This is a genomic window from Bordetella tumulicola (genome assembly GCF_965138755.1).
GTDB classification, from domain to species: Bacteria; Pseudomonadota; Gammaproteobacteria; order Burkholderiales; family Burkholderiaceae_B; genus Bordetella_A; species Bordetella_A tumulicola.
Genome location: NZ_CBCSFP010000001.1, coordinates 814469 through 839901 on the forward strand (window position 1 = coordinate 814469; position 25433 = coordinate 839901).

At 60.2% G+C, this 25433-nt stretch carries 21 protein-coding genes; 5 read left to right on the forward strand and 16 right to left on the reverse strand.

The genetic code is table 11. The features are described from left to right. Nucleotides 1-23 precede the first annotated feature (23 nt). The 3 genes from ACNAZS_RS03815 to ACNAZS_RS03825 form a co-directional block, all read right to left on the reverse strand. Complete coding sequence (locus ACNAZS_RS03815; protein ID WP_415786301.1) at nt 24-1355, reverse strand: extracellular solute-binding protein; 1332 nt, start codon at nt 1353-1355, stop codon at nt 24-26. A 4-nt stretch (nt 1356-1359) separates the two neighbouring features. Next, the gene (locus ACNAZS_RS03820) at nt 1360-2616 is read right to left on the reverse strand and encodes a D-amino acid dehydrogenase (RefSeq protein WP_415787061.1); all 1257 of its coding nucleotides are present in this window, start codon (nt 2614-2616) and stop codon (nt 1360-1362) included. A 172-nt stretch (nt 2617-2788) separates the two neighbouring features. Then, nucleotides 2789-3835 carry a CDP-6-deoxy-delta-3,4-glucoseen reductase gene (locus ACNAZS_RS03825; RefSeq protein WP_415786303.1) on the reverse strand — a complete coding sequence of 349 codons (1047 nt, stop codon included), beginning with the start codon at nt 3833-3835 and terminating at the stop codon, nt 2789-2791. A 211-nt stretch (nt 3836-4046) separates the two neighbouring features. Between ACNAZS_RS03825 and sugE the strand changes: the two genes are divergently transcribed. Beyond that, complete coding sequence (gene sugE, locus ACNAZS_RS03830) at nt 4047-4361, forward strand: quaternary ammonium compound efflux SMR transporter SugE (protein ID WP_415786305.1); 315 nt, start codon at nt 4047-4049, stop codon at nt 4359-4361. Nucleotides 4362-4443: 82 nt separating this feature from the next. Here sugE and ACNAZS_RS03835 read toward each other — a convergent pair whose 3' ends face one another. The 10 genes from ACNAZS_RS03835 to ACNAZS_RS03880 form a co-directional block, all read right to left on the reverse strand. Continuing rightward, nucleotides 4444-5319 carry an MOSC domain-containing protein gene (locus tag ACNAZS_RS03835; RefSeq protein WP_415786307.1) on the reverse strand — a complete coding sequence of 292 codons (876 nt, stop codon included), beginning with the start codon at nt 5317-5319 and terminating at the stop codon, nt 4444-4446. 45 nt (nt 5320-5364) lie between these two features. Then, entirely contained in the window at nt 5365-6279 is a 915-nt protein-coding gene (locus ACNAZS_RS03840) for a GntR family transcriptional regulator (RefSeq protein ID WP_415786309.1), read from the reverse strand. A 4-nt stretch (nt 6280-6283) separates the two neighbouring features. Further along, nucleotides 6284-7339, reverse strand: coding sequence for a 4-hydroxythreonine-4-phosphate dehydrogenase PdxA (pdxA, locus tag ACNAZS_RS03845; RefSeq protein WP_415786311.1), 1056 nt, complete (start codon nt 7337-7339; stop codon nt 6284-6286). A gap of 2 nt (nt 7340-7341) precedes the next feature. Continuing rightward, the gene (gene dtnK, locus ACNAZS_RS03850) at nt 7342-8613 is read right to left on the reverse strand and encodes a D-threonate kinase (protein ID WP_415786313.1); all 1272 of its coding nucleotides are present in this window, start codon (nt 8611-8613) and stop codon (nt 7342-7344) included. Further along, on the reverse strand, nt 8613-9641 hold the full coding sequence (locus ACNAZS_RS03855; protein ID WP_415786315.1) for a 2-keto-3-deoxygluconate permease: 1029 nt from the start codon (nt 9639-9641) through the stop codon (nt 8613-8615). The genes dtnK and ACNAZS_RS03855 overlap by 1 nt, the downstream gene beginning before the upstream one ends. A gap of 247 nt (nt 9642-9888) precedes the next feature. Beyond that, on the reverse strand, nt 9889-10812 hold the full coding sequence (thpD, locus tag ACNAZS_RS03860) for an ectoine hydroxylase (RefSeq protein WP_415787063.1): 924 nt from the start codon (nt 10810-10812) through the stop codon (nt 9889-9891). Between the two features lie 17 nt (nt 10813-10829). Beyond that, a complete protein-coding gene (locus ACNAZS_RS03865) occupies nt 10830-11231 on the reverse strand; it encodes an ectoine synthase (protein WP_415786317.1) in 402 nt (133 codons plus the stop codon). Continuing rightward, nucleotides 11228-12535, reverse strand: a complete 1308-nt coding sequence (gene ectB / locus ACNAZS_RS03870) for a diaminobutyrate--2-oxoglutarate transaminase (RefSeq protein ID WP_415786319.1) — start codon at nt 12533-12535, stop codon at nt 11228-11230. Before ectB ends, ACNAZS_RS03865 begins: the two co-directional genes overlap by 4 nt. A 108-nt stretch (nt 12536-12643) precedes the next feature. Beyond that, nucleotides 12644-13204, reverse strand: coding sequence for a diaminobutyrate acetyltransferase (gene ectA / locus ACNAZS_RS03875; RefSeq protein ID WP_415786321.1), 561 nt, complete (start codon nt 13202-13204; stop codon nt 12644-12646). Then, nucleotides 13201-13746 carry a MarR family winged helix-turn-helix transcriptional regulator gene (locus tag ACNAZS_RS03880; protein WP_415786323.1) on the reverse strand — a complete coding sequence of 182 codons (546 nt, stop codon included), beginning with the start codon at nt 13744-13746 and terminating at the stop codon, nt 13201-13203. The genes ectA and ACNAZS_RS03880 overlap by 4 nt, the downstream gene beginning before the upstream one ends. A 414-nt stretch (nt 13747-14160) precedes the next feature. Between ACNAZS_RS03880 and ACNAZS_RS03885 the strand changes: the two genes are divergently transcribed. The 3 genes from ACNAZS_RS03885 (at nt 14161) to ACNAZS_RS03895 (ending at nt 18969) form a co-directional block, all read left to right on the forward strand. After that, the gene (locus ACNAZS_RS03885; RefSeq protein WP_415786325.1) at nt 14161-15105 is read left to right on the forward strand and encodes a MurR/RpiR family transcriptional regulator; all 945 of its coding nucleotides are present in this window, start codon (nt 14161-14163) and stop codon (nt 15103-15105) included. A gap of 113 nt (nt 15106-15218) precedes the next feature. Beyond that, nucleotides 15219-16226: a TAXI family TRAP transporter solute-binding subunit gene (locus ACNAZS_RS03890; protein WP_415786327.1), complete on the forward strand. Its 1008-nt coding sequence runs from the start codon at nt 15219-15221 to the stop codon at nt 16224-16226. 136 nt (nt 16227-16362) lie between these two features. Further along, on the forward strand, nt 16363-18969 hold the full coding sequence (locus ACNAZS_RS03895) for a TRAP transporter permease (RefSeq protein WP_415786329.1): 2607 nt from the start codon (nt 16363-16365) through the stop codon (nt 18967-18969). Between the two features lie 275 nt (nt 18970-19244). Here the strand turns inward: ACNAZS_RS03895 and ACNAZS_RS03900 are convergent, their stop codons facing one another. Continuing rightward, a complete protein-coding gene (locus ACNAZS_RS03900) occupies nt 19245-19982 on the reverse strand; it encodes a LysE family translocator (RefSeq protein WP_415786331.1) in 738 nt (245 codons plus the stop codon). On the opposite strand from ACNAZS_RS03900, the gene ACNAZS_RS03905 reads away from it, so the two are divergent. After that, nucleotides 19981-20871: a transcriptional regulator GcvA gene (locus ACNAZS_RS03905; RefSeq protein WP_415786333.1), complete on the forward strand. Its 891-nt coding sequence runs from the start codon at nt 19981-19983 to the stop codon at nt 20869-20871. The two genes, ACNAZS_RS03900 and ACNAZS_RS03905, sit on opposite strands and share 2 nt — an antisense overlap. Nucleotides 20872-20881: 10 nt before the next feature. On the opposite strand, the gene parC is transcribed toward ACNAZS_RS03905, so the two are convergent. Both parC and parE read right to left on the reverse strand, forming a co-directional pair. Continuing rightward, a complete protein-coding gene (parC, locus tag ACNAZS_RS03910) occupies nt 20882-23197 on the reverse strand; it encodes a DNA topoisomerase IV subunit A (protein ID WP_415786335.1) in 2316 nt (771 codons plus the stop codon). An 88-nt stretch (nt 23198-23285) separates the two neighbouring features. Next, nucleotides 23286-25247, reverse strand: a complete 1962-nt coding sequence (parE, locus tag ACNAZS_RS03915; RefSeq protein WP_415786337.1) for a DNA topoisomerase IV subunit B — start codon at nt 25245-25247, stop codon at nt 23286-23288. Between the last annotated feature and the right edge of the window lie 186 nt (nt 25248-25433).

Genomic DNA, 25433 nt, shown 5'->3' on the forward strand with positions numbered 1-25433 from the left:
CCCTCTGGTATTGCAGATCGCGATTAACGCTGCTGGACGATTTTACGTGCCTGTTCCGAGGCGCTATTCAGGGCCGCGACGGGCGGCGTCTGTCCGTCCAGGGCCTGATTGAGCTCGGTGTTCAATACTGGCTCGACACGGTCGTAGTTTTTCATGCGGAAACCGCGGCTGGTGTTGGGTGCCTTGCCCGTCATGGATGCGACGACCGCCTTGGCGCCAAGCACTTTGTCGTAGAACGACACGTCAGCGGCGCGGAAGGCCGCATCCGTCAGGGGCAGATAGCCCGTGCGCTGATGCCATTCAGCGGCGTTGACCGGCTTGGACAACCAGGCCAGGTATTGCGCCGTCGCCTTTTCCTGGTCTTTCGGATGCCCATCGACCGCCCACAGCGCGGAGCCACTGACAAACGGACTGCCGGCTGCGGCCGTGACCTGTGAATAGAACGGCAATGGCGCCACGCCGAACGACAAGGAACGCGTGTTCATGAACGTACCGGCCGATCCCGATCCGGACGTCAAGACGCCGCATTGCCCCTTGGCAAAGAGCTGATCGTTTTGTGCAGAATCGGAATGCTGCATCAACAACAGCGAGCGCTTCCAGCTGACCATCAAGGAAATATGGCGCATGTACAAGGTGTCGAACTGGAAGACAGGCGGTTTTTTGCTGGAGACCAGACCATTGTCATTCGAGGTGTACAACTGCTTGTTGATGGGCGCCAGATTCTCGAGGTGGACTTGCACCTGGTTGCTGGTGGCGTACGGACACTCCAGGTTGGCGACGTCTCGCAGCTTGAGCAGATCAGCCTGCAAATCCGCCCACGTACGCGGCGGCTTGTTGGGATCCAGCCCGGCCTTCTTGTAGTAGCTCAGGTTGTAGTACATGACCGGGATTTCGGCCATCCAGGGGAAAGCCAGCAGACGCCCTTTATCATCACGGATAAAGCTGGAAGTCGAAGGCAGGAACCAGTTCAGGTCCTTGATCGGATGCTGCGCCAGCAATTTGTACAAGGGCAGGATTGCCTTGTGCTGGGAGACGACTTCGGGTGAGCGATTGTCCGCCAGTTGAATCAGATTGGGGCCGTCTTTCTTTTTCAACGCCTCGGTAATCGCAACCTGCAGCGCCTGGCTATCGGCAAAACCGCGCAATTCGACGTCGACTTCTTTTTGTTCGTTGTTGTACTTCTTGGTGAGCTTTTCAAACTCTGCTTTGTTGGGGCCGCTCAACGTATGCCAGACTTCAATTTCAACGCCGGCGCCATACGCAGTGCCTGCCACCGCCATGGCTACGCCGAATACCCAGGTGCGCCGGCTGGCGCGCAATGCACGGGCCAGGCCCGCCAATTTCAGTATTTTCATGCGTTTATAGACCAAGAAAAGGAAATTCAGGCTCTGGTTTGCGTCCGCTGAGCAGATCGGCCAAAGCCCGGCCCGAACCGACACCCATCGTCCAGCCCAGCGTGCCATGACCTGTATTGAGGTACAGGTTGGGGATGCGGGTGCGTCCGATGAGGGGTACGTTCGATGGAGTGGACGGGCGCAAGCCCGACCAGTAACTGACGCTCTCGAAATCGAGGGCGCCGGGAAAAAGTTCACGTGCCAGACGGGTCATTGCTTCGCAACGGCTCGTATTCAGCGAACGGGAATAGCCGGACAGCTCGGCGGTGCCAGCCATACGCAGACGATTACCCAATCGCGAAAAAACGACCTTGTGACTGCTGTCCGTCAGGCTGACCGACGGTGCGGCGACCGGATCAATCACGTTGAAGGTCGCCGAGTAGCCCTTGGCCGGATAGACATTGCACGGCACGCCCAGGGGACGCAACAGGCGGGGACTGAAACTGCCCAAGGCCATGACGTAGGCATCGGCCGCGATCCGGGCAAAGCGGCCATCTGGCTCGATGACCTCGAGGCTTTGCACTTGTCCGCCCTCGGTAATCAGGCGGGTCGCGCTGGTTTCGTAGCGGAACTCGACACCGGCGGCCTCGCATCGTTGGGCCAACCCCGTTGCAAACAAATGCACATCGCCGCTTTCGTCTTCGGGCGTGTAATCACCGCCCACGATCGTGGCACGATGCGGCGCCAGGGCGGGCTCGATGGCAATTACCTCGTCGGCGGTGACAACGCGGCGCTCGACCCCGAAATCGCGCATCAGGCCGGCCGCCTTTTGTGAGGTTTCGAATTCGGCCTGGTCGCGGTAGAAATTGAGTATGCCGCGCTCCAGGTGATCGTAGGGGATCCCTAATTCGGTACGCATGCTGCGCAGCGTGCTACGGCTATATTCAGCCAAACGCACCATGGCGCGGATATTGGGCGCCAACCGGCCCGGCAGGCATTCGCGCAAAAAGGCCAGGCCCCACAGCCACTGACGCAAATCGAGCTGGGGACGGAACAACAGCGGCGCATCGTCCTGAAACATCCATTTCAGCAGTTTCAGCGGAGCCTGGGGATTTGCCCAGGGTTCCGCGTACGAAACGGAGATTTGCCCGCCATTGGCCAGGCTGGTTTCTTGTGCTGCGCCGGGGCGACGATCAACCACCACGACATCGTGTCCGGCCTGGCGTAACCACCAGGCACTGGAGATGCCGATAATGCCGCTGCCCAATACCGCTACTTTCATGCGCGCCTTGCTCCTTGCGCCGCCTGCCGCAGCGGGCTGTGCCTCTGCTGCCGCGACGTAATCCATTCGAGATGTCGTGCCGCAGTTTACAGCGCCGGCCGACCCTCGCCTATGACATAACCGCAGGAGCCGTATCTATTTACACCGAAAGGTTTCATTTCCGCCCGCTGCCTCAGGATCCGACTGCTGCCAAGTCCGCCTGCGAGGTAAACGCATCGGCGTAGAACTCTTCCTCGGGCAATCCGCACTGGGCCGTGAACTCGCGGCGCGCCGCGTCCACCATGGGGGGTGCCCCGCAGGCGTACACCTGATAGCCCGACAAAGCGGGCAGGTCTTGCATGACCGCCTGATGGACGAAACCGGTACGGCCTGTCCAGGCGTCCTCGGGTAAAGCATCGGACACCACCGGCACATACCGGAAGTCGGGCAGCGTCTGCTCCCAGGACCGGGCAAGCGCATCCATGTAGAGGTCTTGCGGGCGGCGTCCCCCCCAGTACAGCACGACCGGACGACGGATCTCGTGATGGGCCATATGTTCGACAATGGCCTTGACCGGCGCAAACCCCGTGCCGCTGGCCAACAACACGATGGGTTTGTCAGAGTCTTCGCGCAAGAAGAACGAACCAAACGGTCCCTCCAGACGCAAAATCTCACGGACTTTCATCTGGGTCGTCCCCGTGCCAAACACGTGATCGGTGAACAATCCGCCCGGCATGTGACGGATGTGCAGCTCTAGCGGGCTGCCATTGTGCGGCGCGCACGCCATGGAGTAGCTGCGGCGCTTGCCGTCTTTCAGGATGATTTCGACGTATTGCCCCGCGTAGTAACGGAAGGGATCGGCGGCGGGCAGTTGCAGGCGCAACACCGTCACATCGGGCGCGGCCAATTCCATTTCCTGCACCCGCGAAGGCAGTTTGCGAATCTGGATGTCGCTGGCAAGACGCACCTCGGTGGCTTCGACCACCAGATCGGACTGCGGACGTGCCTGGCAGAACAGCGTATAGCCCTGGGACAGCTCTTCGGGTGAAAGGATCTGGGCGGGATATTCGCCCGCATCAACCTGACCGGAAACCACTTTGCCCTTGCAAGTGGAACATGCGCCACTGCGACAGCTATAGGGCAGCACGATACCGGCGGCCAGGGCGGCGTCGAGCACGGTTTGACCGGTTTCGACAGGAAATTGATGCTGACTGGGTTGTACGGTGACCTGGAAACTCATGAGTACCAATCTATAGAAATAAGCTCGGCGCTGGTGCAACGGCTGGGCAGGTGAATGCCTCGCCATCCCGGCGGATAATTTGCTATTCTATAATTTTTACTGCACCGGGACGGCTCGGCGCAGTCGCCGGCTAGGCTGCCGGCCTATTCCTATCCGGGGACGGCCCCATTTGCCAGTGCATACGCTGGCTATATTGAAAAAGGGGCATGTCATGGCCTGGATTATTCTGGTGTTCGCGGGGCTGTTCGAGGTCGTTTGGGCGATTGGCCTGAAATACACCGAGGGTTTTACCCGTTTGGTTCCCTCCATCGTCACCGTGCTCGGCATGATAGTGAGCTTTTGGCTACTATCCACGGCGATGAAAACACTGCCACTCGGCACGGCTTACGCCGTTTGGGTCGGTATCGGCGCGATCGGGGCGTTCATCGCCGGTATTGTGCTGTTTAACGAGGCCTTGAGCGCCATGCGCGTAATCAGCGTGCTCTTGATCGCCGCGGGCCTGATTGGGTTGAAGCTGTCGACCTGATCGCCCAGTCACGCACAACATGAAAAATGCAGGCAGAGGCGTCAGACCTCTGCCTGGATTGTGCGCAATCTTACGATCGAGCTTAAAAATCGAGTTCAATCTCCACCGCATCGCCCACATTTAAACGGCTGCCTTGCGGCGCGTCGACAATGGCGTTTTGGCCAAAGACAATACCGATATCGAGTTGCCGATAGGTGGCCAATGTCCAGCCTGGCTCATCGTAGCGCTCGCCGGTCAGTTGATCGACGTTGGGCATGGGACATCGGGTGCAGGGCTTGACGAAGGCCAGAAGGCTATCACCGATAGCGATCTGGGCGGTGACGTCTTCGTCATAGGCCTCCCAGTCGTCGCCCTCGATCACAATGTTGGGACGAAAGCGATCCATGGGGACGGCGGGCTGCCCATGTGCCGCCAAGCGGGCGTTTAAATCATCCAGCGACGCCTGATTGGTAATCAGCAACGGAAAACCGTCAGCGAACCCGAAAAAATGGTCGCCGACAAAGCGTTCGGCCTGTTCGGGATGCGCCTCGCGCCAACGCTCGACCCAATCGATCTTGGCAGGCCGTTGGGCCTGCTGATCGACTTTGAAGAGCACACAACTCAGGCCCAAGGCTTGGCTAAGCCAAGCGGCGGCTTCAGTGCTTTCTTCGCGAGCTGCGACGGTGTCTTTCCACACAGTGACGCCCCGTGCGACAGGGCCGAGCTGCGAGCCGTCCAGCGGGACGCGCAAGACAGGCATGTCTGGCGCACGCAGTTCGAGATGATCCGCCGTCAAGGCCGGACGAATGCGGGCCATGGCGGGCCACTGGCGCTGCGTCATGAACTGCCCTTGCGCCGTCAGGATCATCCAGCGCCGGTCGCCCAGCAAACCTGCTCGATCAATGGGCGACGTTGTCAGATCAATCGCCGCGCAAGATTTAATAGGGTAAATATGCAAGCTGAGGATACGTGCAGTCATGGCGGATACCGGGGAACCCGAGGCGTGGATGACGAGGTCCCAAGCTTAGCATCCGCCGCCTCTCTCGCGCAGTTGCCGCAATGCCTCTAGCGCGGCCTGCAGCGTGGCCTCAACGTCGGCTAGCGAGGCAGCGTCGGCCGGCGGGGTCGCGACGACCGACGGCGGCACGGCAGACTTTGCACTATCAGGCAAGGCCGGATGCACGCGTTCGCCCGCGGGCGTCACGTCTACATCGAATACCAGTTTTTCACCGCGATGCCAGGTGGTGAACCATTCCAGCGGTTGGCCATGCTGGTCATAGCCCTGCCCTTCGAGCATCAACAATGGACTGCCCACGCTCACGCTCAAGGCATCGGCCAACACGGGGTCGGCCCCCACCGCGCGAATGCGATTGCGTCCCCGACCGGGATGCAAGCCGAACTGCTGAACCAGCGTGCGATGCAATGAAGCATCTTGCAAATGCTCGGCAGTCAGCCCCGAAAGGCGGGCACGCGGCAACCAGGTGCGGACAAAGGCCAGCGGCTCGCCATCGACGCCGCGCAGACGCTCAAGCACGAGCGTATCGTCAGAGCCAAAAAAAGTGGCCACCTCGGGAGGCGGTGCCTCGGGTGCTAGTCGCAGGACGCTTGTCTGCAGCGTCGTACCCGTACTGGCGAATTGCTCGAACAGCCCGGTAGAGCGTTGCACCAACCGACGATGTTCAACGGGAGGTGCAACCGTGGGAGCACGCCCGGGCTCGCGCCGGATCAGGCCTTCGGCCACCAGCGCGGCCAGCGCCTGACGCACGACGCTGCGCGCCACGCCAAACTGGCGGCACAACGCGGACTCGCTCGGCAATACGGTGCCTGCGGCCAGGCTCCTGCCATGAATCTCACGGCGTAGCGCCTGGGCGACTTGCCCATGCAAAGGATGGCCGCTGGTGCGATCCAGCGCTACCTCGGCACCCGCGTTCGACGCCATAGGATCAGCCCCCCGTGGTGGAGCGCGCGGTTTCCCAAACCTGTGACCATCCCGGCGCCAGATTGGCTGCACGTTCGGCGGCCAGGATCAGGCTGTCTTCGCGTGCGATACCCTTGCCCGCGATATCGAATGCCGTACCGTGGTCGACCGACACGCGCACGACGGGCAGGCCAACAGTGATGTTGACGCCATCGTCCCCATAGACCGATTTGAAGGGAGCGTGTCCCTGGTCGTGATAGCAGGCAATCACGAATTTCCATTTGCCGCGTACGGCCTGGGGGAACAAGGCATCAGCGGGAATCGGACCCGCAGCGAGGATGCCCGCCGCATTGGCCTCGGCCACGGCAGGCACCAGGATGTCGGCGTCTTCGGTACCGAAAATACCGTTTTCACCCGCGTGCGGGTTCAGCCCGGCCACGGCGATCGGCTCGTCGCTACGGCCCAGTGCTTTGGCGAAAGCACCCGCCAGGCGCAAAACGGCACGCATACGTTGAGGCGTCACATCGTCAATGGCCTGACGCAGCGAGACGTGTGTCGTGGCGTGAAAGATATACAACTCACCAGCGGACAGCACCAGCGAAAACGTCTTGACGCCGAATTCATGGGCCAGCAACTCGGTATGGCCAGGCCATTTATGGCCGCCCATGTGCATGGCGGCCTTGTTCAACGGCGCCGTCACGATGCCGTCAATGCGACCTTGACGCGCCAACTCACAAGCCGTGGTCACAAAACGCACGGAGCCAGCTCCCGCCTCGGCGCTCAATTCGCCCAGTGGCACATGCTCCAGCGATGGGCCCGCCTGGATGACTTCGATGACACCCGGCTCGTTAGTCACTTGTTCGGGACCTTCTACGACACGCACGCGGGACGCGTCGGCCCCCTGCGCCTGGGCCGCTTTGCGCAGCGCGCCGGCATCGCCGATCACGACCAAACGCGCCCGTTGGCGCAGCTCATCGTGGCCCAGCAGCATTTTGGCGGTGATCTCGGGGCCTATGCCCGCGACATCGCCCAGCGTGACGGCCAGCGTCGGAATATGAGTCGGCGTTACGTCTTGCGTCATGATCAGAATCTCCTTTCGCGAACCGCACGCGCGGCCCGAATCAATACATCGTCAGTGCCAAAGCCTCCTGCCTTGGTCACAATGGGCAGCCCGGCAGCCGGCCCGCCCGTCAGGGTGCCTAGCGGCACGCCCCCAGTCACTTCGTCTACGAGCGCAATGCCGCCGGCTTGTAATGCAGCCAGCACGGCACTGGCGCCGTCGCCACCGGTGGCCACGACACCAGCGACTCGCCCGGCAGGCGTCGTCGCTGCAGCCCGGTTTGCCGCAACGCGACTGCCATGACTCGCCAAGCTCTGTTGGATCAATTGTCCGGCCAGGGTGCCCAAGCGAGTCGCCACGGCATCCGAACTCAAACCGTCCAACCGCCCCTCTGGCGCCAACAACAGCCAAGTCGACTGCGGCTCGGCAACCGCGGCCGTTTTGCAGACTTCTGCCGACCACTGAGACCAAACCGCGTCATCCGCGAGTTGCGCCAAGGTCGGCGACCATACCCGTGCACCGTCCGCCTGCAAGGCAGCGACTTGACGACGCGAAGCGCTGTGTTGGGAGGTCACCACCACCAGGACGGCTCCTCGCGTTTCGGCGCCCGCCCACAACCGGGCCAACGGCGCAGCCAAGCCTCCCGAGCCCACCGGCACTGCGCGCTCGCCGATCAAGGCAATCGCCCGAGCCAAGCGATCCATGTCCTGTTGCGTGACGGCATCGACGACGACGGTATGGCCCGCCGCGACGATCCGGTCTGCCAGCGACTGCGAGGTTTCGCCGGGAACCAACGCGAGTTGCGCGCCGCCCAGCAAGGTGGGAATGTGGCTCTCGGTAACGGGGGTTACCGGGTCGGTTGCCGCGGAAGTTTCGGTGACCGGCTTGTCGTTCACATACAGCACGCCGTCGCGCACGGTACGACCCGTATCAGGAAATGCCGGGCAGACCACCGCGATGGCGTCACCGCGCCATGCTGCCCGTGCCGCGTCAATTTCGGCCCTGAACGCACCGCGCAAGGTCGAATCGACTTTCTTGTACAACCGCTGTACGCCCGCGGCGCGCAAGGCGGCCACGTCCTCGCGGACGATAGTGGCCGCCTGGGCCGCCGGCAGAGACCGACTGTGCGTTGTCACCGCGATCACCTCTGCCCGACTGGCAGCGGGGTCGGTCAATGCCTGGCTGGCCCGGCCCACCGACAATTGCGTGGTCCAGCCGGCACGCACAAACTGCACCGCCGTATCGCCGGAGCCCGTCAGATCATCGGCAACAATCGCGATAAAGGGGCCCATCATTACACCTTTGCGTCGGCAACCGGCGGCGCGGTTTCGTCCAGCATCGCCACGACATCGTCAGACGGTTTTAATTCACCCGCACGCTTCAGGAAGTATGACGCCAATACCGGGGCCAGAATGGAACTGATCAGCACACAAGCCGCGACCTGCGCTGTCGCCGTGCCGACGTAGGGCAGCAAGGAAGGATCAGCTGCGGCCACCACGGCGGGGGTGGCGATCGCGTTGCCTGCGGTAGTTCCGGCGGCAAAACCAATGCCGCTTTTGCCACCACGACGCAGAATATAGCGGTAGCCCAAGTACACGAGGAAACCCGTCACGGGGCTGATCAACAGGCCCAGCACCAGACCCGTCATACCGCCCGACAACACCGCGCCCAGGTTGATCCCTGTACCCAATGCGAACGCAAAAAACGGGATCACAATATTGGGGACTGGCTTGAGCACGTTACGCCATTGCACGTCCAGGTTACCGACCACAACGCCCAGCAGGAACGGCACAAGTGCGGCAATCAATGCAGTCACCGGAATGTCGGCCAGGCCCGATGCGCCCAGAAACAACAGGCTAAAAAACGGGCCGTCGTTCACCGCGCTGGCGACGTAGGCGCCACGATCGCGGCTATCGCCGTACTGACCCGTGTAGGCCAACCACAGACCGCCGTTGCTATTGTCAAAGGCGGCCAACAGGGCCAGGATCGACACGCCCAGCACGCCGTCCAGACCGACAAAACTACCCAAAATGATGATCAACGTAGCGGGCACGATGGTTTTCATCAGCAAAATCGTGCCTGCCGTCGCCAAGATCGGGCCGCCCGTGCGCATATTGACCTGGGTACCGGTCGCGAAAATCAACAGTGCGATCAAAGGCAACGCACTGTTCTTGAACAAGGCCGTCGTGAATCCCCCGATCGCCAGGGCGTCAGGGGCGAATGTGCCGATCAACGAGCCCAGAATCAACGGGATCAACATCAACCCGCCCGGCACTTTGAGCATGATCGAGAACATGGGGAAACGAGAAACTTCGGCGTTCATTAGGTGCGTCTCCTGGCGCTTTTGTCATAGGTCGGCGTGCCTGGGGAATCCTGAAACGCCGAGCGTAAGAAAAACGTAGTGTACAACTGATACGTACAGGCTGTACGTACAGTGTTTGTAAGCGCGACAACGCCATGTCGTTCTCAAAAACAAACAGCCCCCAGAGAGACTCTCTGGGGGCTGTCCTATACGCCAGTACCTCAGTGGGAAACACCGGCAATTTCTGCCATGGCCTTCCCGTGGCCAGCTACTCCACGAGTTTCAGGGCGTCCAGCGGCGTCACCGCCTTGAATGCCTGACGCGTGGCAATATGCTCGGGCCGAGGATCCAGCCCGTACTTGGGCGGATTCAGCGTGTTTTCCATGCTGTTGTAGACCATGAACACATTGGCACGCGGCCACGGCGAGATATTGCTGTTTGAGCCGTGCATGGTGTTGCAATCGAAAAACACCACGGAGCCAGCTTTGCCCGTCATAGTGCGAATGCCACCCTGCTCTACCAGCAATTGCAGGCTGACCGGATCGGGCACGCCGTACTCTTGCTTCTTGAGCGAATGCTTGTAGTGCTCGCGCGGGGTTTCGCCCACGCACGAAATAAACTGACGATGCGATCCCGGCACCAGCATCAGCGGACCGTTGCATTCGTTGTTGTCGCTCAGCAGCACCGAGCAGCTCAGTGCGCGCATGGACGGCATACCGTCTTCGACGTGCCACGTTTCAAAATCAGAGTGCCAGTAGAACTCTTTCCCTTTGAAACCGGGCTTCATGTTGGCGCGCGATTGGTGGATGTACACCTCGGAACCCAACAGTTGACGCGCCACATGGGCGAGTCGAGGGTCACGGGTTAAACGTCCCAACATGGCATTGAGCACGTGGACACGGAAGATCGAACGCACGGCGTTGCTGCCGGGTTCGGTAATGGCTTCCTCGCGGCGCACGATCGCCGGATCGCGTGTCATGCGGTCGACCTCGGCAATCAGCGCCTGGACTTCCGTATCGGAAAACACGTTTTCCAACAGCAGAAAACCGTCGCGATCGTAGCTGTCGACTTGCTCGGCCGACAGTGCGTCGGCATATTTACCATCGCCATAGACCACGGGATCGTGGCGAGCGATGATGGCGGAACTTCGATCCGTACGCGAGGCGTACGGATCCTGGGCAGGTGAGATCATCATTAACCTCCTTGTATTCAGGCCGCTTTGATTTCGTCGGGCAGCGAGTAGACGCCGTCGGCGTCGTGCACTTCCAGACCCGTCAGCGGCGGGTTGAACACGCAGATGACGCGCAGCGGCTCTTTGCCGCCGCACAGCCAGTGCTCATCGTTTTCGTTCAGGGCGTAGACAACGCCCGGTCCCAAATCGTACTTTTTGCCGTCGGCAATCGTTTCGATTGAGCCGTCGCCTTCGATGCACCAGACCGCTTCAAGATGGTTCTTGTAGTGGATGTGCGTGCGTCCGCCCGGAAAAATGGTGGTCTCGTGAAACGAAAACCCCATGCCATCCTTTTTCAGCAGCACTCGGCGGCTAACCCAGGTATCGGTACGGACTTCGTCCTGCGTTCCGATCACATCTTTCACATTGCGTACGATCATCGGCGTTTTCCTCCAAATTTCAAAACACGGGCAGATTGTCCGGACTCGCCCAGCGCTTCAGCTAGGGCGGATTCGATGGTTTCCAGGCCACGGGTCAGCAACTCGTCTTCGATGGTCAGAGCCGGCAACAGCTTCAGGACTTCGTCCTGCGCACCCGAGGTTTCGATCACGAGACCACGCTTGAACGCCTGCTGCGCGATGCGATTTGCCAACGCGGGTTCAGCGGTAGTCACCAGCCCCTGAATCAGGCCACGGCCACGCACGGCCAGACCGGCGTTGGGGAAACTGTGGGCCAGGTTTTCCAGCCAATCACGCACCATACGTTCTTTGCGCTGCACTTCGCTGACGAATGCATCGCTGGCCCAATAGGTATTGAGCGCCTCGGTCGCGGTAACGAACGCCAGGTTGTTGCCGCGGAACGTGCCGCTGTGGGCACCGGGTTTCCAGATGTCCAGTTCGGGACGCATCAAAACCAGCGACATCGGCAGACCAAAGCCGGACAGGGACTTGGACAGCGTGATGATGTCGGGTCGGATACCCGCCGACTCGAAACTGAAGAAGTTCCCCGTACGGCCGCAACCCACCTGGATGTCATCGACGATCAGCAGCATGTCATGACGACGGCACAGCTTTTCCAACTCTTTGAGCCAACGCAGCGTTGCCACGTTGACACCGCCCTCGCCCTGCACCGTCTCGACAATCACGGCGGCGGGCTTGTCCAGACCGCTGCTGGGGTCATCCAGCATGCGCTCCAGATACGCCATCGTGTCCACGTCGGGACCAAAATAACCGTCATACGGCATGAAGGTCGTGTTACCCAACGCATAGCCGGCCGCATCGCGGAACTTCATATTGGCGGTTGCCGCCAACGAACCCCCACTCACGCCGTGAAATCCGTGGGTAAAGGAAATGATGTTGGAGCGCCCTTTCACCTGGCGCGCGATCTTCAGCGCGGCCTCGACGGCGTTCGTGCCGGTCGGCCCGGTGAACTGGAGGGTGTATTGCCAGTTGCGCGGCTTGAGCAACACGCGATCAACGGTTTCCAGAAATTCTTTCTTGGCGCTGGTGGCCATATCCAGGCCATGCACTACGCCATCGGCTGCCAGGTATTCGAGCAGCTTTTCTTTGAATACAGGATTATTGTGGCCGTAGTTCAGGGTGCCTGCGCCGCTGAAGAAGTCGATATATTCTTCACCGTCTTCGTCGATCAGCAACGAGCCGCGCGCCTGGCTGAATATCACCGGAAACGACCGAATGTAGCCACGCACCTCCGACTCCATTCGGTCAAAGATTTTCAAGTCCATAATATATCCTCCGTTCATTTCGTGAATTGACAGACGTAACGGTGCCGATGCCAAAGAGACACCAGGGCAACGCCACGTCCCGGTTCCAACAGGCTGCAGGCCTGTCCGCTAGCGGACGGACTGCGTAAACGGGCCTATCTTCAACAACATCTCGTCGTCATGGTCCGCACCACCGAATAACTGCCGATCAAAGAACGGCTGCTCGGAAATGTGGGCGCCGAGCTCGCCGGCCAAGCCGGTAAACGTGCGGCGCGAGGCCTGGTTATCAGGGCCTACCGTGGTTTCAAGATGACGAACATGCTTCAACTCGTCGCGCTGCAAGAGTTCGCGAAGCATGGTGCGGCCTAACCGTTGGCCGCGTGCTCGGGCATGCACGGCAACCTGCCAGACGAAGATCACGTCGGGCCGAGCTGGCGGCACATAAGCGGAAATAAACCCATCTATCCGACCGCCGGCGCTTTCGGCGACGACGCAAGTCGCGCTGAAGTGCTCGCACAGCAACAGATAGGCATATAGAGAGTTGACGTCGAGTGGCGGGCACTCGGTAATCAGGCGATGCAGTGCGGCACCGTCGATACGACGCGGTTGCCTGAAAATCAGGCTCGCAGGCGAGGCGGCCGATTGAACGGCCGTAGAAGGCTGGGTAGAGGTCAGGTCATGCCCCCTCATACGACCAACCCCGACTCGGGCGGCGCACCGCCAGTGGGGACCTCGAGAATGGGTGATGAGACATCGGTGTGCGCCTCGACCACGTGACCTTCTTGTTCCATCAATGTCACGATACGCTCCAACGCTAAAGTAATCGTGGCCTGCTCGATCTCGGGCAAGGCGTTCAACCCGTCGGCCAGATGCTTTTGCAATGGCGACGGAGCATGCTCGGCCAAGTCGCGGCCGGCGTCAGTCACCGAAACAAACACAATGCGGCGATCGACACGGCCGCGCTCCCGTCGCACCAGGCCCTTGTCTTCCAGGCGATCAAGGATGCCCACGACCGTACTGGGACTGACGTGGATATCGCGGCTGATCGCGGTCGCCGTCATGGGGCCATTGGCAATGACCGTACGCAGGCACATCAACTGCGGCGCAGTGATGTTGCTGACGGCCGCCAGCTGGCGCGAATGCAGCGCGATCGAGCGCGTGATGCGGCGCAGGGCACGCAAAATGCGCAGGTCGTACTGCTGTGACGGATCGGGTAACGGTGCATTATTCATGACTGAAATAGTTCAGTAGGATTGATTTCTGTACAAATGATTCTACCCAGATGATATGCGCTTGAGCATCATGGGTCAACCCAAGCCTCCAAGAAAATACGAAAAGATGAGGCTATGTTTCAAGAAGATGGTGAAAAATATCATCTTTTACATTTCCCTCCGGGGGAAATCTTTGCCATGCCTCGCATACGCCAGAAGTCCGAGACGGATCAAATCCGTGCCAGTACACCCCTTCAAGCCCGGACTCCTGTGCACCGGCACCCCGTAATACACAAACAAAGAAAACGAAGCTGCGTTTGGCCTCATCGCCAGGGACGTTTGGTAAACGGTAAGGAATACCCTAATTGTTAAAAAAACATATGTTTCTTAAAGTCCACGCCGGTAGTCATATGTTTTTTTAACGCTCCACCCCCTATGCCGCCGCCATCCCCACCATCGCTGATCTTGGAACGTCTGCAGAGTTTGTTCGATCAATTGCCGCCCGAGCTTCGGCGCGCGGCACACTGGGTGGTCGATCATCCGGCCGAAGTCAGCCTGTGGTCCATGCGACGCCAGGCCCAGGCGCTGGGTGTCGCGCCTGCCACGATGCTGCGTTTGGCGCGTGCCGCGGGCTACACAAGCTATGAGGCCTTTCGGGTGCCCTTCCAGCAAGCGCTTGCCGGCACCGAACCCAGCACGCTACGCGAACGCGCCGCAAAACTGCAAGCGGCCCAGGCACAGCCCAGCGCGCCAGGTCACAGCGCGTTGACGTATTCGCAGGTCCATGCCATCCAATCCGTGACGTCGGTGAACAGACCCGAGACATTCGAGGCGACCGTCACGACGCTGTTAAATGCTCGCCACGTCGGATTCCTCGGTACGCGTTCGGCCTTTGGCATCGCGTTCCAAATGCACTATGCCTATCAACTCGTGCGGCGTAACAGTCTCCTGATTCATGGCCTGGGTGGCCTGCATGCCGAAGCCGCCGACAATTTATACGAAGGTGACGCGTTAATCGCGATTTCGCAGGCGCCCTACCCGACGGAAACTGTACTTCTGGCGCGACAGGCCGCCCAACAGGGTGTGGCCGTTATTGCCCTGACGGATTCGCCGCTATCACCACTAGCAACAGATGCTCGGCACGTCCTACTATTCGACCGTGCTGACCGTAAAGAGGGGAAACGTCAAAGCGCGCAGCATGGCCTGGGATCTTTCTTTCACACCACGGCGGGGCTGCTGGCCCTGTCCGAGCACCTGATCGCCCGCCTGACGGCTCGCGGCGGCGAAGCCGTGCTGAATAGATTGAGCGAAATCGAAGAGCGTATGCACGCCGATAACGTGTTTTGGTCCGCCTCCGCCGCCGCTCAACTCGATCATTAGAATATTGCCGCGCTGGCATCCCAGCGCACTATGTCACGCGTTCCGGCCCGGACGCGTTGTTTTACCGGAAGCGCCGGTTACTTTCACGGGGAACATCCTCACAAGGAGTTTGTATGAGTCAGACTATAAAACCTATTTTCGGCAACAAAAAGAAAACCTTGAGTCTCGCCGCGGCCTGCACGGCTGTTGCCCTGGCTTTTGCGGCTCCGCTGCCCGCCGCCGCGCAGCAAAAGTTCGTTAGCATCGGGACCGGTGGCGTCACGGGTGTTTACTATGCGGCCGGTGGTGCGATCTGCCGCCTGGTCAACAAAGACCGCGAAACGCACGGCGTGCGCTGCTCGGTCGAATCCACCGGGGGCTCGGTCTTCAACGTCAACACTATCAAGGCCGGCGAACTGGACCTGGGCGTGGTGCAATCCGACGTTGGTTTTAACGCCTACAACGGCAAAGGCCAGTTCAAGGATGCGGGCGAGTTCAAGAAATTGCGCTCGGTGTTTTCGGTTCATCCCGAGCCCTTCACCGTCGTTGCCCGCAAAGAAGCCAACATCAAGTCGTTCGAAGACTTCAAAGGCAAGCGTTTCAACGTAGGCAACCCCGGTTCGGGCACACGCGCCTCGATGGAGGAACTGCTCGCCACCATGGGCTGGAAGCTCAGCGATTTTTCGCTGGCCTCTGAACTGCGTCCCGACGAGCACGGCTCGGCATTGTGCGACGGCAAAATCGACGGCTTCTTTTATGGCGTCGGACACCCCTCGGCAAACATTCAGGACCCGGCTACGACGTGCGGTGCACAGTTGATCTCGTTGACCGGCCCTGCCGTAGACGAGTTGGTCGAAAAGTATCCGTACTACTCCAAGGCCACCATTCCCGCCGGCCTGTATCCGAACAACGACAAAGAAACCCAGACCTACGGTGTAACGGCCACGTTCGTGACTTCGGCCGACGTGCCTGACGAAACGGTCTACGCCGTCGTCAAAGCGGTCTTTGACAACCTCGACGACTTCAAAAAACTGCACCCCGCCTTCGCTCACTTGAAAGCTGAAGACATGGTCAAGAACGGCCTGTCGGCCCCCCTGCACCCGGGTGCTGAAAAGTACTTCAAAGAAAAAGGCTTGCTGTAAGTCAGTGGCGTATGGCCTGGAGCGCCCCTCGGGGGGCGCCTTGGGCCTGAGACGCCCTGGTGCCGGAGGTGCATTGCGTCATCCCACGATGGCGCAATGCACTCACCGGCTGGCCAAAATCTATTAGGAAAACTCAATGAAGACCGAGCCGTCCTCTACGACAGCTGATCTGGAACAATTGGTCGCCGATGTCGACCGGGGCGGGCGCCAGGCGGGCGGGATCGCCGGCGCCACGCTGGCGATTGGCGCACTGGTCTGGGCCCTGTTCCAGCTCTGGTATGCCTCGCCGTTGCCCTTTACGTTTCGATGGGGCATTTTTAATGACACCGAAGCGCGTGCCCTGCATCTGGGCATCGCCATGTTTCTGGGCTATCTCGCCTACCCGTTCAGCAAGCGGTCCCCGCGTGACCAGATGCCCTGGTATGACTGGGTGCTTGCCCTGATTGCGGCGTTCTGCGGCGCCTATCTATTCCTGTTCTACAACGATCTCGCTCAGCGTCCCGGTCAACCGACCACCATGGACGTCACTACAGCAGCCGTCGGCCTGCTCTTGCTGTTGGAGGTCACGCGTCGCTCGCTCGGTCTGCCGATGGCGGTACTGGGTGCGGTGTTTGTGCTGTACGTACTAGCGGGCCCCATGCTGCCTGATGTCCTGGCCCACCGCGGCGCCTCCATCGAACGCCTGGCCTCGCACATGTGGCTGACGACCGAAGGCGTCTACGGTGTCGCACTCGGTGTGTCCGTATCGTATATCTTCATTTTCGTGCTGTTGGGCTCGCTGCTGGACAAATGCGGCGCCGGCAACTACATGATGCAGGTGTCGTTCGCGCTGTTGGGCCACTTGCGCGGCGGTCCCGCAAAAGTAGCCGTGGTGTCCTCGGCGGTCAACGGCCTGGTCTCCGCGTCGTCGGTCGCCAACGTGGTTACCGGTGGTATCTTTACCATCCCGCTGATGAAAAAAGCCGGCTATGGCGGCATTCGGGCGGGCGCTATCGAAACGGCGTCGTCGGTCAACGGCCAGATCATGCCGCCCGTCATGGGCGCAGCGGCGTTCCTGATGATCGAATACGTGGGTATCCCGTACACGGACATTATTCGCCACGCGATTTTGCCGGCCTCGATCTCGTACATCGCGTTGTTCTATATCGTGCACCTGGAAGCCTTGAAGCTCGGTATTCAACCCATGATGTCCGCCGGCGCGCCGCGTACTCCATTGCAAAAACTTGCAGGCTGGGGCATGGGCATTTCCGGAACACTGATCGTCATGGGCCTGGTGTATTGGATCGGCATAGGCGTCAAGGCTGTCGCAGGCGATGCCGCCATGTGGATACTGCTAACGTTGCTGGTGATCCTGAATATCTGGCTGATGCGTGTAGCTGCCAAGCACCCGGACTTGCCGACGGAAATCAGCGTCACCAATCCAGTACGTCCGGAGCCATGGCCCACCGTCCGCGCGGGCCTGTACTTCTTGATTCCGATCGGTATCCTGGTGTGGTGCCTCAGCGTCGAAGAGCTGTCCGCCGGCCTGTCGGCCTTCTGGGCCGCCCTGGCCATGCTGATACAGATGATCGTTCAGCGACCGCTGATGGCCTGGTTCCGCAAGCAGGATGTCAAGCCTGCCCTGGGGCTCGGTTGGCGCGAGGCCATCGGCGGCCTCGAAGACGGTGCCCGCAACATGATTGGCATTGCCATCGCCTGCGGCACCGCCGGCTTGATCGTAGGTGCCATCACCTTGACCGGCCTGGGCCTGCGCATGACGGCGTTCGTCGAGTTGGTGTCAATGGGCAATGTACTGCTGATGCTGATCTTTACGGCCCTCGTCTGCCTGGTTCTTGGGCTGGGTATGCCGACCACCGCCAACTACATCCTGATGGCCACGTTGATGGCACCCGTCGTCGTGGAGTTGGGAGCCCAGAACGGGTTGGTGATTCCGCTGATTGCCGTGCACATGTTCGTGTTCTATTACGGCATCATGGCCGATATCACGCCGCCTGTCGGTCTAGCGACCTTTGCGGCGGCGGCGATTTCAGGTGAAGACCCCATCAAGACCGGTATTCAAGGCACGACCTACGCCCTGCGCACGGCGGTGCTGCCGTTCATTTTCGTCTTCAACCCGATGTTGTTGTTGATCGACGTCAATGGCTGGTGGGAGCTGTTCCTGGTCGTGGGCGGCGCCGTTCTAGCCTCGCTGACCTTCGCGGCCGCCACTCTGCGCTGGATGCGCGTGCGCTGCTCCCTGATCGAGACGCTCGTACTGTTGCTCATCACGTTCATGCTGTTCCGTCCGGACTGGTTCATGAATCAACTGGCCGACAAGTACGTCAATGTGCCGGCCTCGGAGATCTCGAACACAGCGGCCGCGCTTCCTCCGAATGGTCGTTTGGTGGCCGTACTGCAAGGAATGAACATTGAGGGCGACGAACTCACCAAAACGGTCGCGGTGGGCCTGCCAGCCCTGCCCGAGGGTGACACCGCCACGGGCGTCGCAGCCGGCCGCAAGCGGCTCAGCGAGGCCGGTCTGATGGTCACGGCGCTGGGCGATCAGGTGCAGATCGGTGCGGTGCAGTTTGGCAGCCGGGCCCGCAAGGCCGGTTGGGAACAAGGTTGGGACGTACTCAACGTCAAAATCCCCAACCCCCATCGTCTATCCGAGTTCTGGGTGTATATCCCTGCACTGGCGCTGCTGGCGTTGATCTGGATGTTCCAAGGTCGTCGCGAAAAACGGCAGCAAGCATCTACATAACGACGTTCGTGAAGGAGGTTGCCTGAGCAAGATAGGGCAACCCGTAAGAAAGAGGGCACCGCGAAAAAGCGGTGCCCTCTTTTTTTTNCCGCCGGGCCGCCCCAAGGCAAAAAACGCCCCCTTGGGGCGGCAGCAAGCCGAAGGCGCAGCGTGGGGGCTTTTTATTGCCGCCGGGCCGCCCCAAGGCAAAAAACGCCCCCTTGGGGGGCAGCAAGCCGAAGGCGCAGCGTGGGGGCTTTTTTGTCGCCGCGGCGGCGCCATATACGTGCTCGCAATCAGGAAAAAGCCATATAGGCTGCAACGAGCAACATGCAGATGCCGAAGACTTGACCTTGGATTTTTACAGCACGAGTTGACTGGAATCGGCGCATTACTAACTGCCCCCCGTAGATCCACGGGAAATGGCAGACCACGCACACAACGAGAAATGCGATGGTGAACAACGCGACCTGCATGCCGAGCGGTTTTACTGGATTAAGGAACTGAGAAAACATTACCAGGATCATCGAATGGATTTTTGGGTTGAGGACGACGGACAGAAATCCATCCCGGATACCGAGGTGTTGCAACCGCCGTGCACCATTATCGGTAGCCCCCGCTGACGATCGAAAAAATCCCCATGCCAGATACAACGTATAGGCAATTCCTGCCCATTTGATTATCGTCTCGATGTTCGGGTAGCCATGCAACAACCTGCCCAGGCCCAATCCATATGCAACGCACAGTACGAGGTTGCCGACCTCAAAGCCGATCCAGAATGGCAGCGATCCGGCTATTCCAAAGCGACCACCGGCGGTCGCTAATAAGGTGTTGCCTGGCCCCGGACTAACCACCATCGGAACCGTGTAGCCGAAAAACAGAATCCATATATCCCATGCAATCATCGCAGCCTCTATCAGCAAGTACCGGGATTTCGCATTTCCCGGCGAGTGCGTATTGCAAGTGACTTCACGGCTTATCACAAACGGATTATCCTCATACCCTCGATAAGTCAAAGTAATCGAGGACTCCATGCGACGCCTTCCGCCTTTGGGTGCGTTACGTGCTTTCGAGGCTGCAGCGAGGCATTTGAGCTTTACGCGCGCAGCGGCTGAGTTATGTGTAACGCAGGCCGCTATCAGTCATCAGATTCGTCAGCTAGAAGACTGGCTTGGCACGAAACTGTTCGAGCGTCGAGGACACGCATTGACACTGACTGCCAAGGGACAGGCATATCTGCCCGAGCTTGCAGAAGCACTTGATCGAATCTCGGCAGCAACCCTGCGCCTCATGAAGCACGACGATCGACCGTTGCGCATCACGGTCTTGCCCTCATTCGCTTCCCGGTGGCTCGTGCCTCGTCTGGAGTCGTTTCGTGCCCGGCATCCCAAGATTGATGTGCGTTTGGACAGTTCAGCCGACTTATGGGACTTTGCGACAGAGCGTTTCGATCTCGGCATTCGATCAGGGCTGGGAAAATGGACAGGATTGAAGGTTGATCTGATCGCCCGAGAAGCGTTGAGTCCAGTCTGTAGTCCAACGCTCGCTAACGGGGCACGGCCCATTCGCGCTCCGGCGGACTTGGGTCATGCCCGCCTGCTATATGACACGCCTCACGACGCGTGGCAGCGCTGGTTTAACCTTGCCGGGATGGATGCACCCGAAATGAACGCTGGCGTATCGTTCACCGACGCCAGTCTCGCATTGCAGGCCGCAATGGATGGGCAAGGTGTTGCTCTTGGACGGCTCACGCTCGCTGCGAATGATCTTCAGTGTGGGCGACTCGTACAACCATTCAATGTCGTGTTGCCTAACGATTACAGTTATTGGCTTGTCTACCCATCGACAGCATTGCATCGCCCCGGCGTTGCAGCCTTCCGGAAGTGGCTGCTCTCAGAGGCGCAGCGCGGGAGCTTTTTATAGCAACGGCCGACTACAGCACGGGCGAGAGCACCGGTTGCTTGGGCCGTACATCCAGGGCGCGCCCCTTGCGTGCCCGCTTGCCGACATACAGATCCAGTGCCGAGCCCACCAGAATATCTTCGGTCGGCTTGTTGCGGTAAATGCCGGTAGCGCGTAGGCCTCCTGCTCCGATGGGCACGGCTTGCTCGAGCTTGTCCGTCCCATCCAGGCCCATCAGGATAGTGCCACGACCACCGCCCGATAGCGACTTGACCTCTTCCAGGCCAAACACCAGACATTTGCCTTTGGCCGACAACAGGGCCAATTGCCGTGCGCCGCTGAACAACGGCACGGGACGCAGCAACGCATCGCCGGGTTCCAGGGTGATGAACTGCTTGCCCGCACGCTGACGCGACATCATGTCGCTCAGTTTTGTCGCAAAGCCAAAACCGCGTTGTGTGGCCAGCAACCATCGGCTATCCGCCGCCGCAGCGATGCTGTGCACGATGCGCGTGCCCGGCGTGAGATCAATCATGGTCGTCACGGGCTGTCCGTCGCCGCGTGCAGATGGCAGACCCGAGACGGCCACGGAATACACCCGGCCGTTGTCGCCCACCGCAATCAGGGTATCGGTCGTACGGCACTCGAACGCACCATACATATCGTCGCCCTGCTTGAAGCCAAATTGCGAGGCATCATGCCCATGCCCCTGACGCGCGCGCAACCAGCCCTTTTGCGACACAACGACGGTGACGGGCTCATCCAGTACTTTGGTTTCCAGGACGGCACGCTCGGCGGATTCGATCAAAGTGCGTCGATCATCGCCGTATTGCTTCGCGTCGGCCTCGATCTCCTTGATCAGCAGACGTTTGAGCGAGGTGGGGTTGTCAAGCAGCTCTTGCAAGCGGGCTTGCTCGTCGCGCTTGTCGGTCAGCTCTTGCTCGATCTTGAAACCCTCGAGACGCGCCAATTGGCGCAAGCGCATTTCCAGAATGTCCTCGGCCTGGCGTTCCGACAGCGAAAAACGCTGCATCAATGCGGCCTTGGGTTCGTCGGATTCGCGGATCGTCTGGATGACCTCGTCGACATTCAGGTACACGACCATGCGGCCTTCGAGCACATGAATGCGATCCGTGACCTTGTCCAGGCGGTAGCGCGTACGACGTACCACGGTATCGGTGCGGAACACGATCCATTCGACCAGAATGTCGCGCAATCCCTTTTGACGTGGCCGGCCATCTGTACCGATGCACACCAGGTTCACCGGCACGCTGCTTTCCATGCTGGTTTGCGCCAGCAGCGTATTGACGAACTCATCGCGATCCACACGAGACGTCTTGGGCTCAAAGACCAGACGTACCGCGGCGTCTTTGCCCGATTCGTCACGCACCGCATCCAGGAGGTTCAGCATGACAGCCTTGGACTGCTGCTGATCCGCCGTCAGGGCTTTTTTGCCGGTCTTGATCTTGGGGTTGGTGATGTCCTCGATTTCTTCGAGGACCTTCTGCCCAGACGCGCCCGGCGGCAATTCAGTCACCACTAGCTGCCACTGCCCGCGCGCCATTTCCTCGAACTGCCAACGCGCGCGCGCCTTGAGCGAGCCTCGTCCAGTGGCATAGACGTTGGCGATATCCGCAGTGGACGTGATGATCTGGCCGCCGCCTGCGAAATCTGGCCCCGGGATCATCGTGTACAGATCGCTGTCGGAGAGGTTGGGATGCTTGACCAGAGCCACGCAAGCCTGTGCAACCTCGCGCAGATTATGCGAAGGAATTTCCGTCGCCATACCCACTGCAATACCCGACGCGCCGTTGAGCAACATCACGGGCAAGCGCGCCGGCAGCATTTGCGGCTCTTGCTGGCTGCCATCGTAGTTCGGGGCGAAATCGACCGTGCCTTCGTCCAGCTCATCGAGCAGCAGACGCGAGAACGGCGTCAGGCGCGCCTCGGTGTAACGCATGGCCGCAGCGTTGTCTCCATCGCGCGAACCAAAGTTGCCATGACCATCGACCAGGGGGTAGCGCAGCGAAAAATTTTGCGCCATGCGCACCATCGCGTCATAAGCCGCCTGGTCGCCGTGCGGGTGGTATTTACCGAGTACGTCGCCGACCACACGGGCGGACTTGACGGGCTTGGCGCCAGGGCCCAACCCCATGTCCTGCATCGCGTAGAGGATGCGGCGCTGCACGGGCTTTTGGCCATCGCCCACATCGGGCAAGGCACGACCACGCACCACGGAAACGGCGTAGTCCAGATAAGCCTGCTCAGCATAGCGGGCCAGTGTAATGGCCGCGTCGGCCTCGCCAGCGGCTTCGTCGAACAAGCCAGGTTGATTGCTATCAGTCATGTGTCTTCGGAATAGCTAATACGGTCAGCAAAGGGGCAGCGTGAACCCGCAGGTCAAACTGCCCCGTGAGGGCATGAACAGTCAAGGATCAGATATCGAGCTCGGCCAGATTGCCCTTTTCTTCGATCCAGGCGCGGCGTTGCGATGACTCGCCCTTGCCCATCAGCATGTCAAACATGCGGGTGGTGTCCTCGGGGGTCAGGCTGCCATAACCCACCGGCAGCAAACGGCGCGTGTCGGGATTCATGGTGGTTTCCCACAGTTGCTCGGGGTTCATTTCACCCAGACCCTTGAATCGGCTGACGCTCCAGGCGCCTTCGCGCGCACCCTCTTTGCGTAGCTTGTCTTGGGCCGCCTCGAGTTCGCCTGAATCCAGGCAATAGATCTTGCGCGCGGGGCGTTTGCCCTGGGCAGGCACGTCCAGGCGGAACAGGGGCGGCTTGGCCACATAGACGTGCCCGGTTTCGACCAGCCTGGGAAAATGCCGATAGAACAAAGTCAGCAAGAGCACCTGAATGTGCGAGCCGTCGACGTCAGCGTCAGACAGAATGCAGATACGGCCATAACGTAAGCCAGATAAATCCGGCGTGTCGTTGGGACCATGCGGATCCACACCGATCGCCACGGAAATATCGTGAATTTCATTGTTGGCAAAGAGCCGGTCGCGGTCGACTTCCCAGGAATTGAGCACCTTGCCACGCAGCGGCAGGATCGCCTGGAATTCTTTGTCACGCCCCATCTTGGCCGAACCGCCAGCCGAGTCACCCTCGACCAGGAACACCTCGGTGCGCGTGGCGTCAGACGACTCGCAATCGGTGAGCTTGCCCGGCAACACCGCGACGCCAGAACTCTTGCGTTTCTCGACTTTTTGCGCGGAACGCGCGCGCGCCTGAGCCTGCCGAATCGCCAGTTCGGCGAGTTTTTTTCCGTACTCGACATTGCTGTGCAGCCAGAGATCCAGCGCGCTTTTTACAAAGCCGCCCACCAGCCGCACGGCGTCGCGGCTATTGAGCCGTTCTTTGATTTGGCCCTGGAATTGTGGGTCGAGGACCTTGGCCGACAACACAAAACTCGTGCGCGAGAAGACGTCTTCGGGCAGGAGCTTGACGCCTTTGGGCAGCAAACTGTGCAGTTCCGCAAAGCCCTTGACAGCGCCGAATAGCCCTTCGCGCAGGCCGGACTCGTGCGTGCCGCCAGCGGGCGTGGGGATCAGGTTGACATAGGACTCGCGCACGGCGTTGCCGTCTTCGGTCCAGGCCACCACCCACTGCGCGCCTTCGCCATCCGCAAAGCTCTCGTGATCGGCACCGGCATATTGCTGACCCTCGAAGAACGGCACCATCAGCTCGGCGCCGGACAACGCCTCGGCCAGATAGCCGCGCAAGCCATCGGCATATTGCCAAGTCTTGGTGTCGCCGGTTTTTTCGTTGACAAGCGTGACTTTGACGCCCGGCAACAACACAGCCTTGCTGCGCAGCAGGTGGGTCAATTCACTCAGCGGGATCTGGGGGCTGTCGAAATATTTGACGTCCGGCCAGACTCGCACTCGGGTGCCCGATTTTTTGCGGCCGCCCTCGGGATAGGGAGCCAGCGGCTCGGTGACGTCACCGCCTTGGAATACTAGGCGACTGGTCGCGCCGTCGCGCCAGACGACGACTTCCAGTCGCGTCGACAGCGCATTGGTGACGGATACCCCCACGCCGTGCAGGCCGCCAGAGAACGCGTAGGCGCCCCCGCCGTGCTTGTCGAATTTGCCCCCGGCATGCAGGCGCGTAAAGACCAATTCGACGACCGGCGCGTTTTCTTCGGGGTGCAACCCGACGGGAATGCCGCGGCCGTCGTCCTCGACGGAGACGCTGCCATCGGTATGCAGCGTGACCTGGATTTGCTTGCCATAGCCGGCAAGCGCCTCGTCAGCGGCGTTGTCGATGACCTCCTGCACGACGTGCAGGGGATTTTCGGTGCGGGTATACATACCCGGACGCTGGCGCACCGGCTCCAGTCCCTTCAGGACTCGGATGGAGGCTTCGGTGTAACGTGGTGTAGCCAAGTTATCCCCAAGATCTGTGGAAAAAAACCGACATTTTACGGATTAGTCTAGATTCTGCGCGGCTTTAGGTAGGATGCGCACGACCTGACCAGCTCCGAATTCGGTAGGATAAGCGTTTGGCGGTTGGGGAATCAGCGGACAGCACAAGGTGTGCCCCACCATTCCATCAATCGCGATGCAACATGC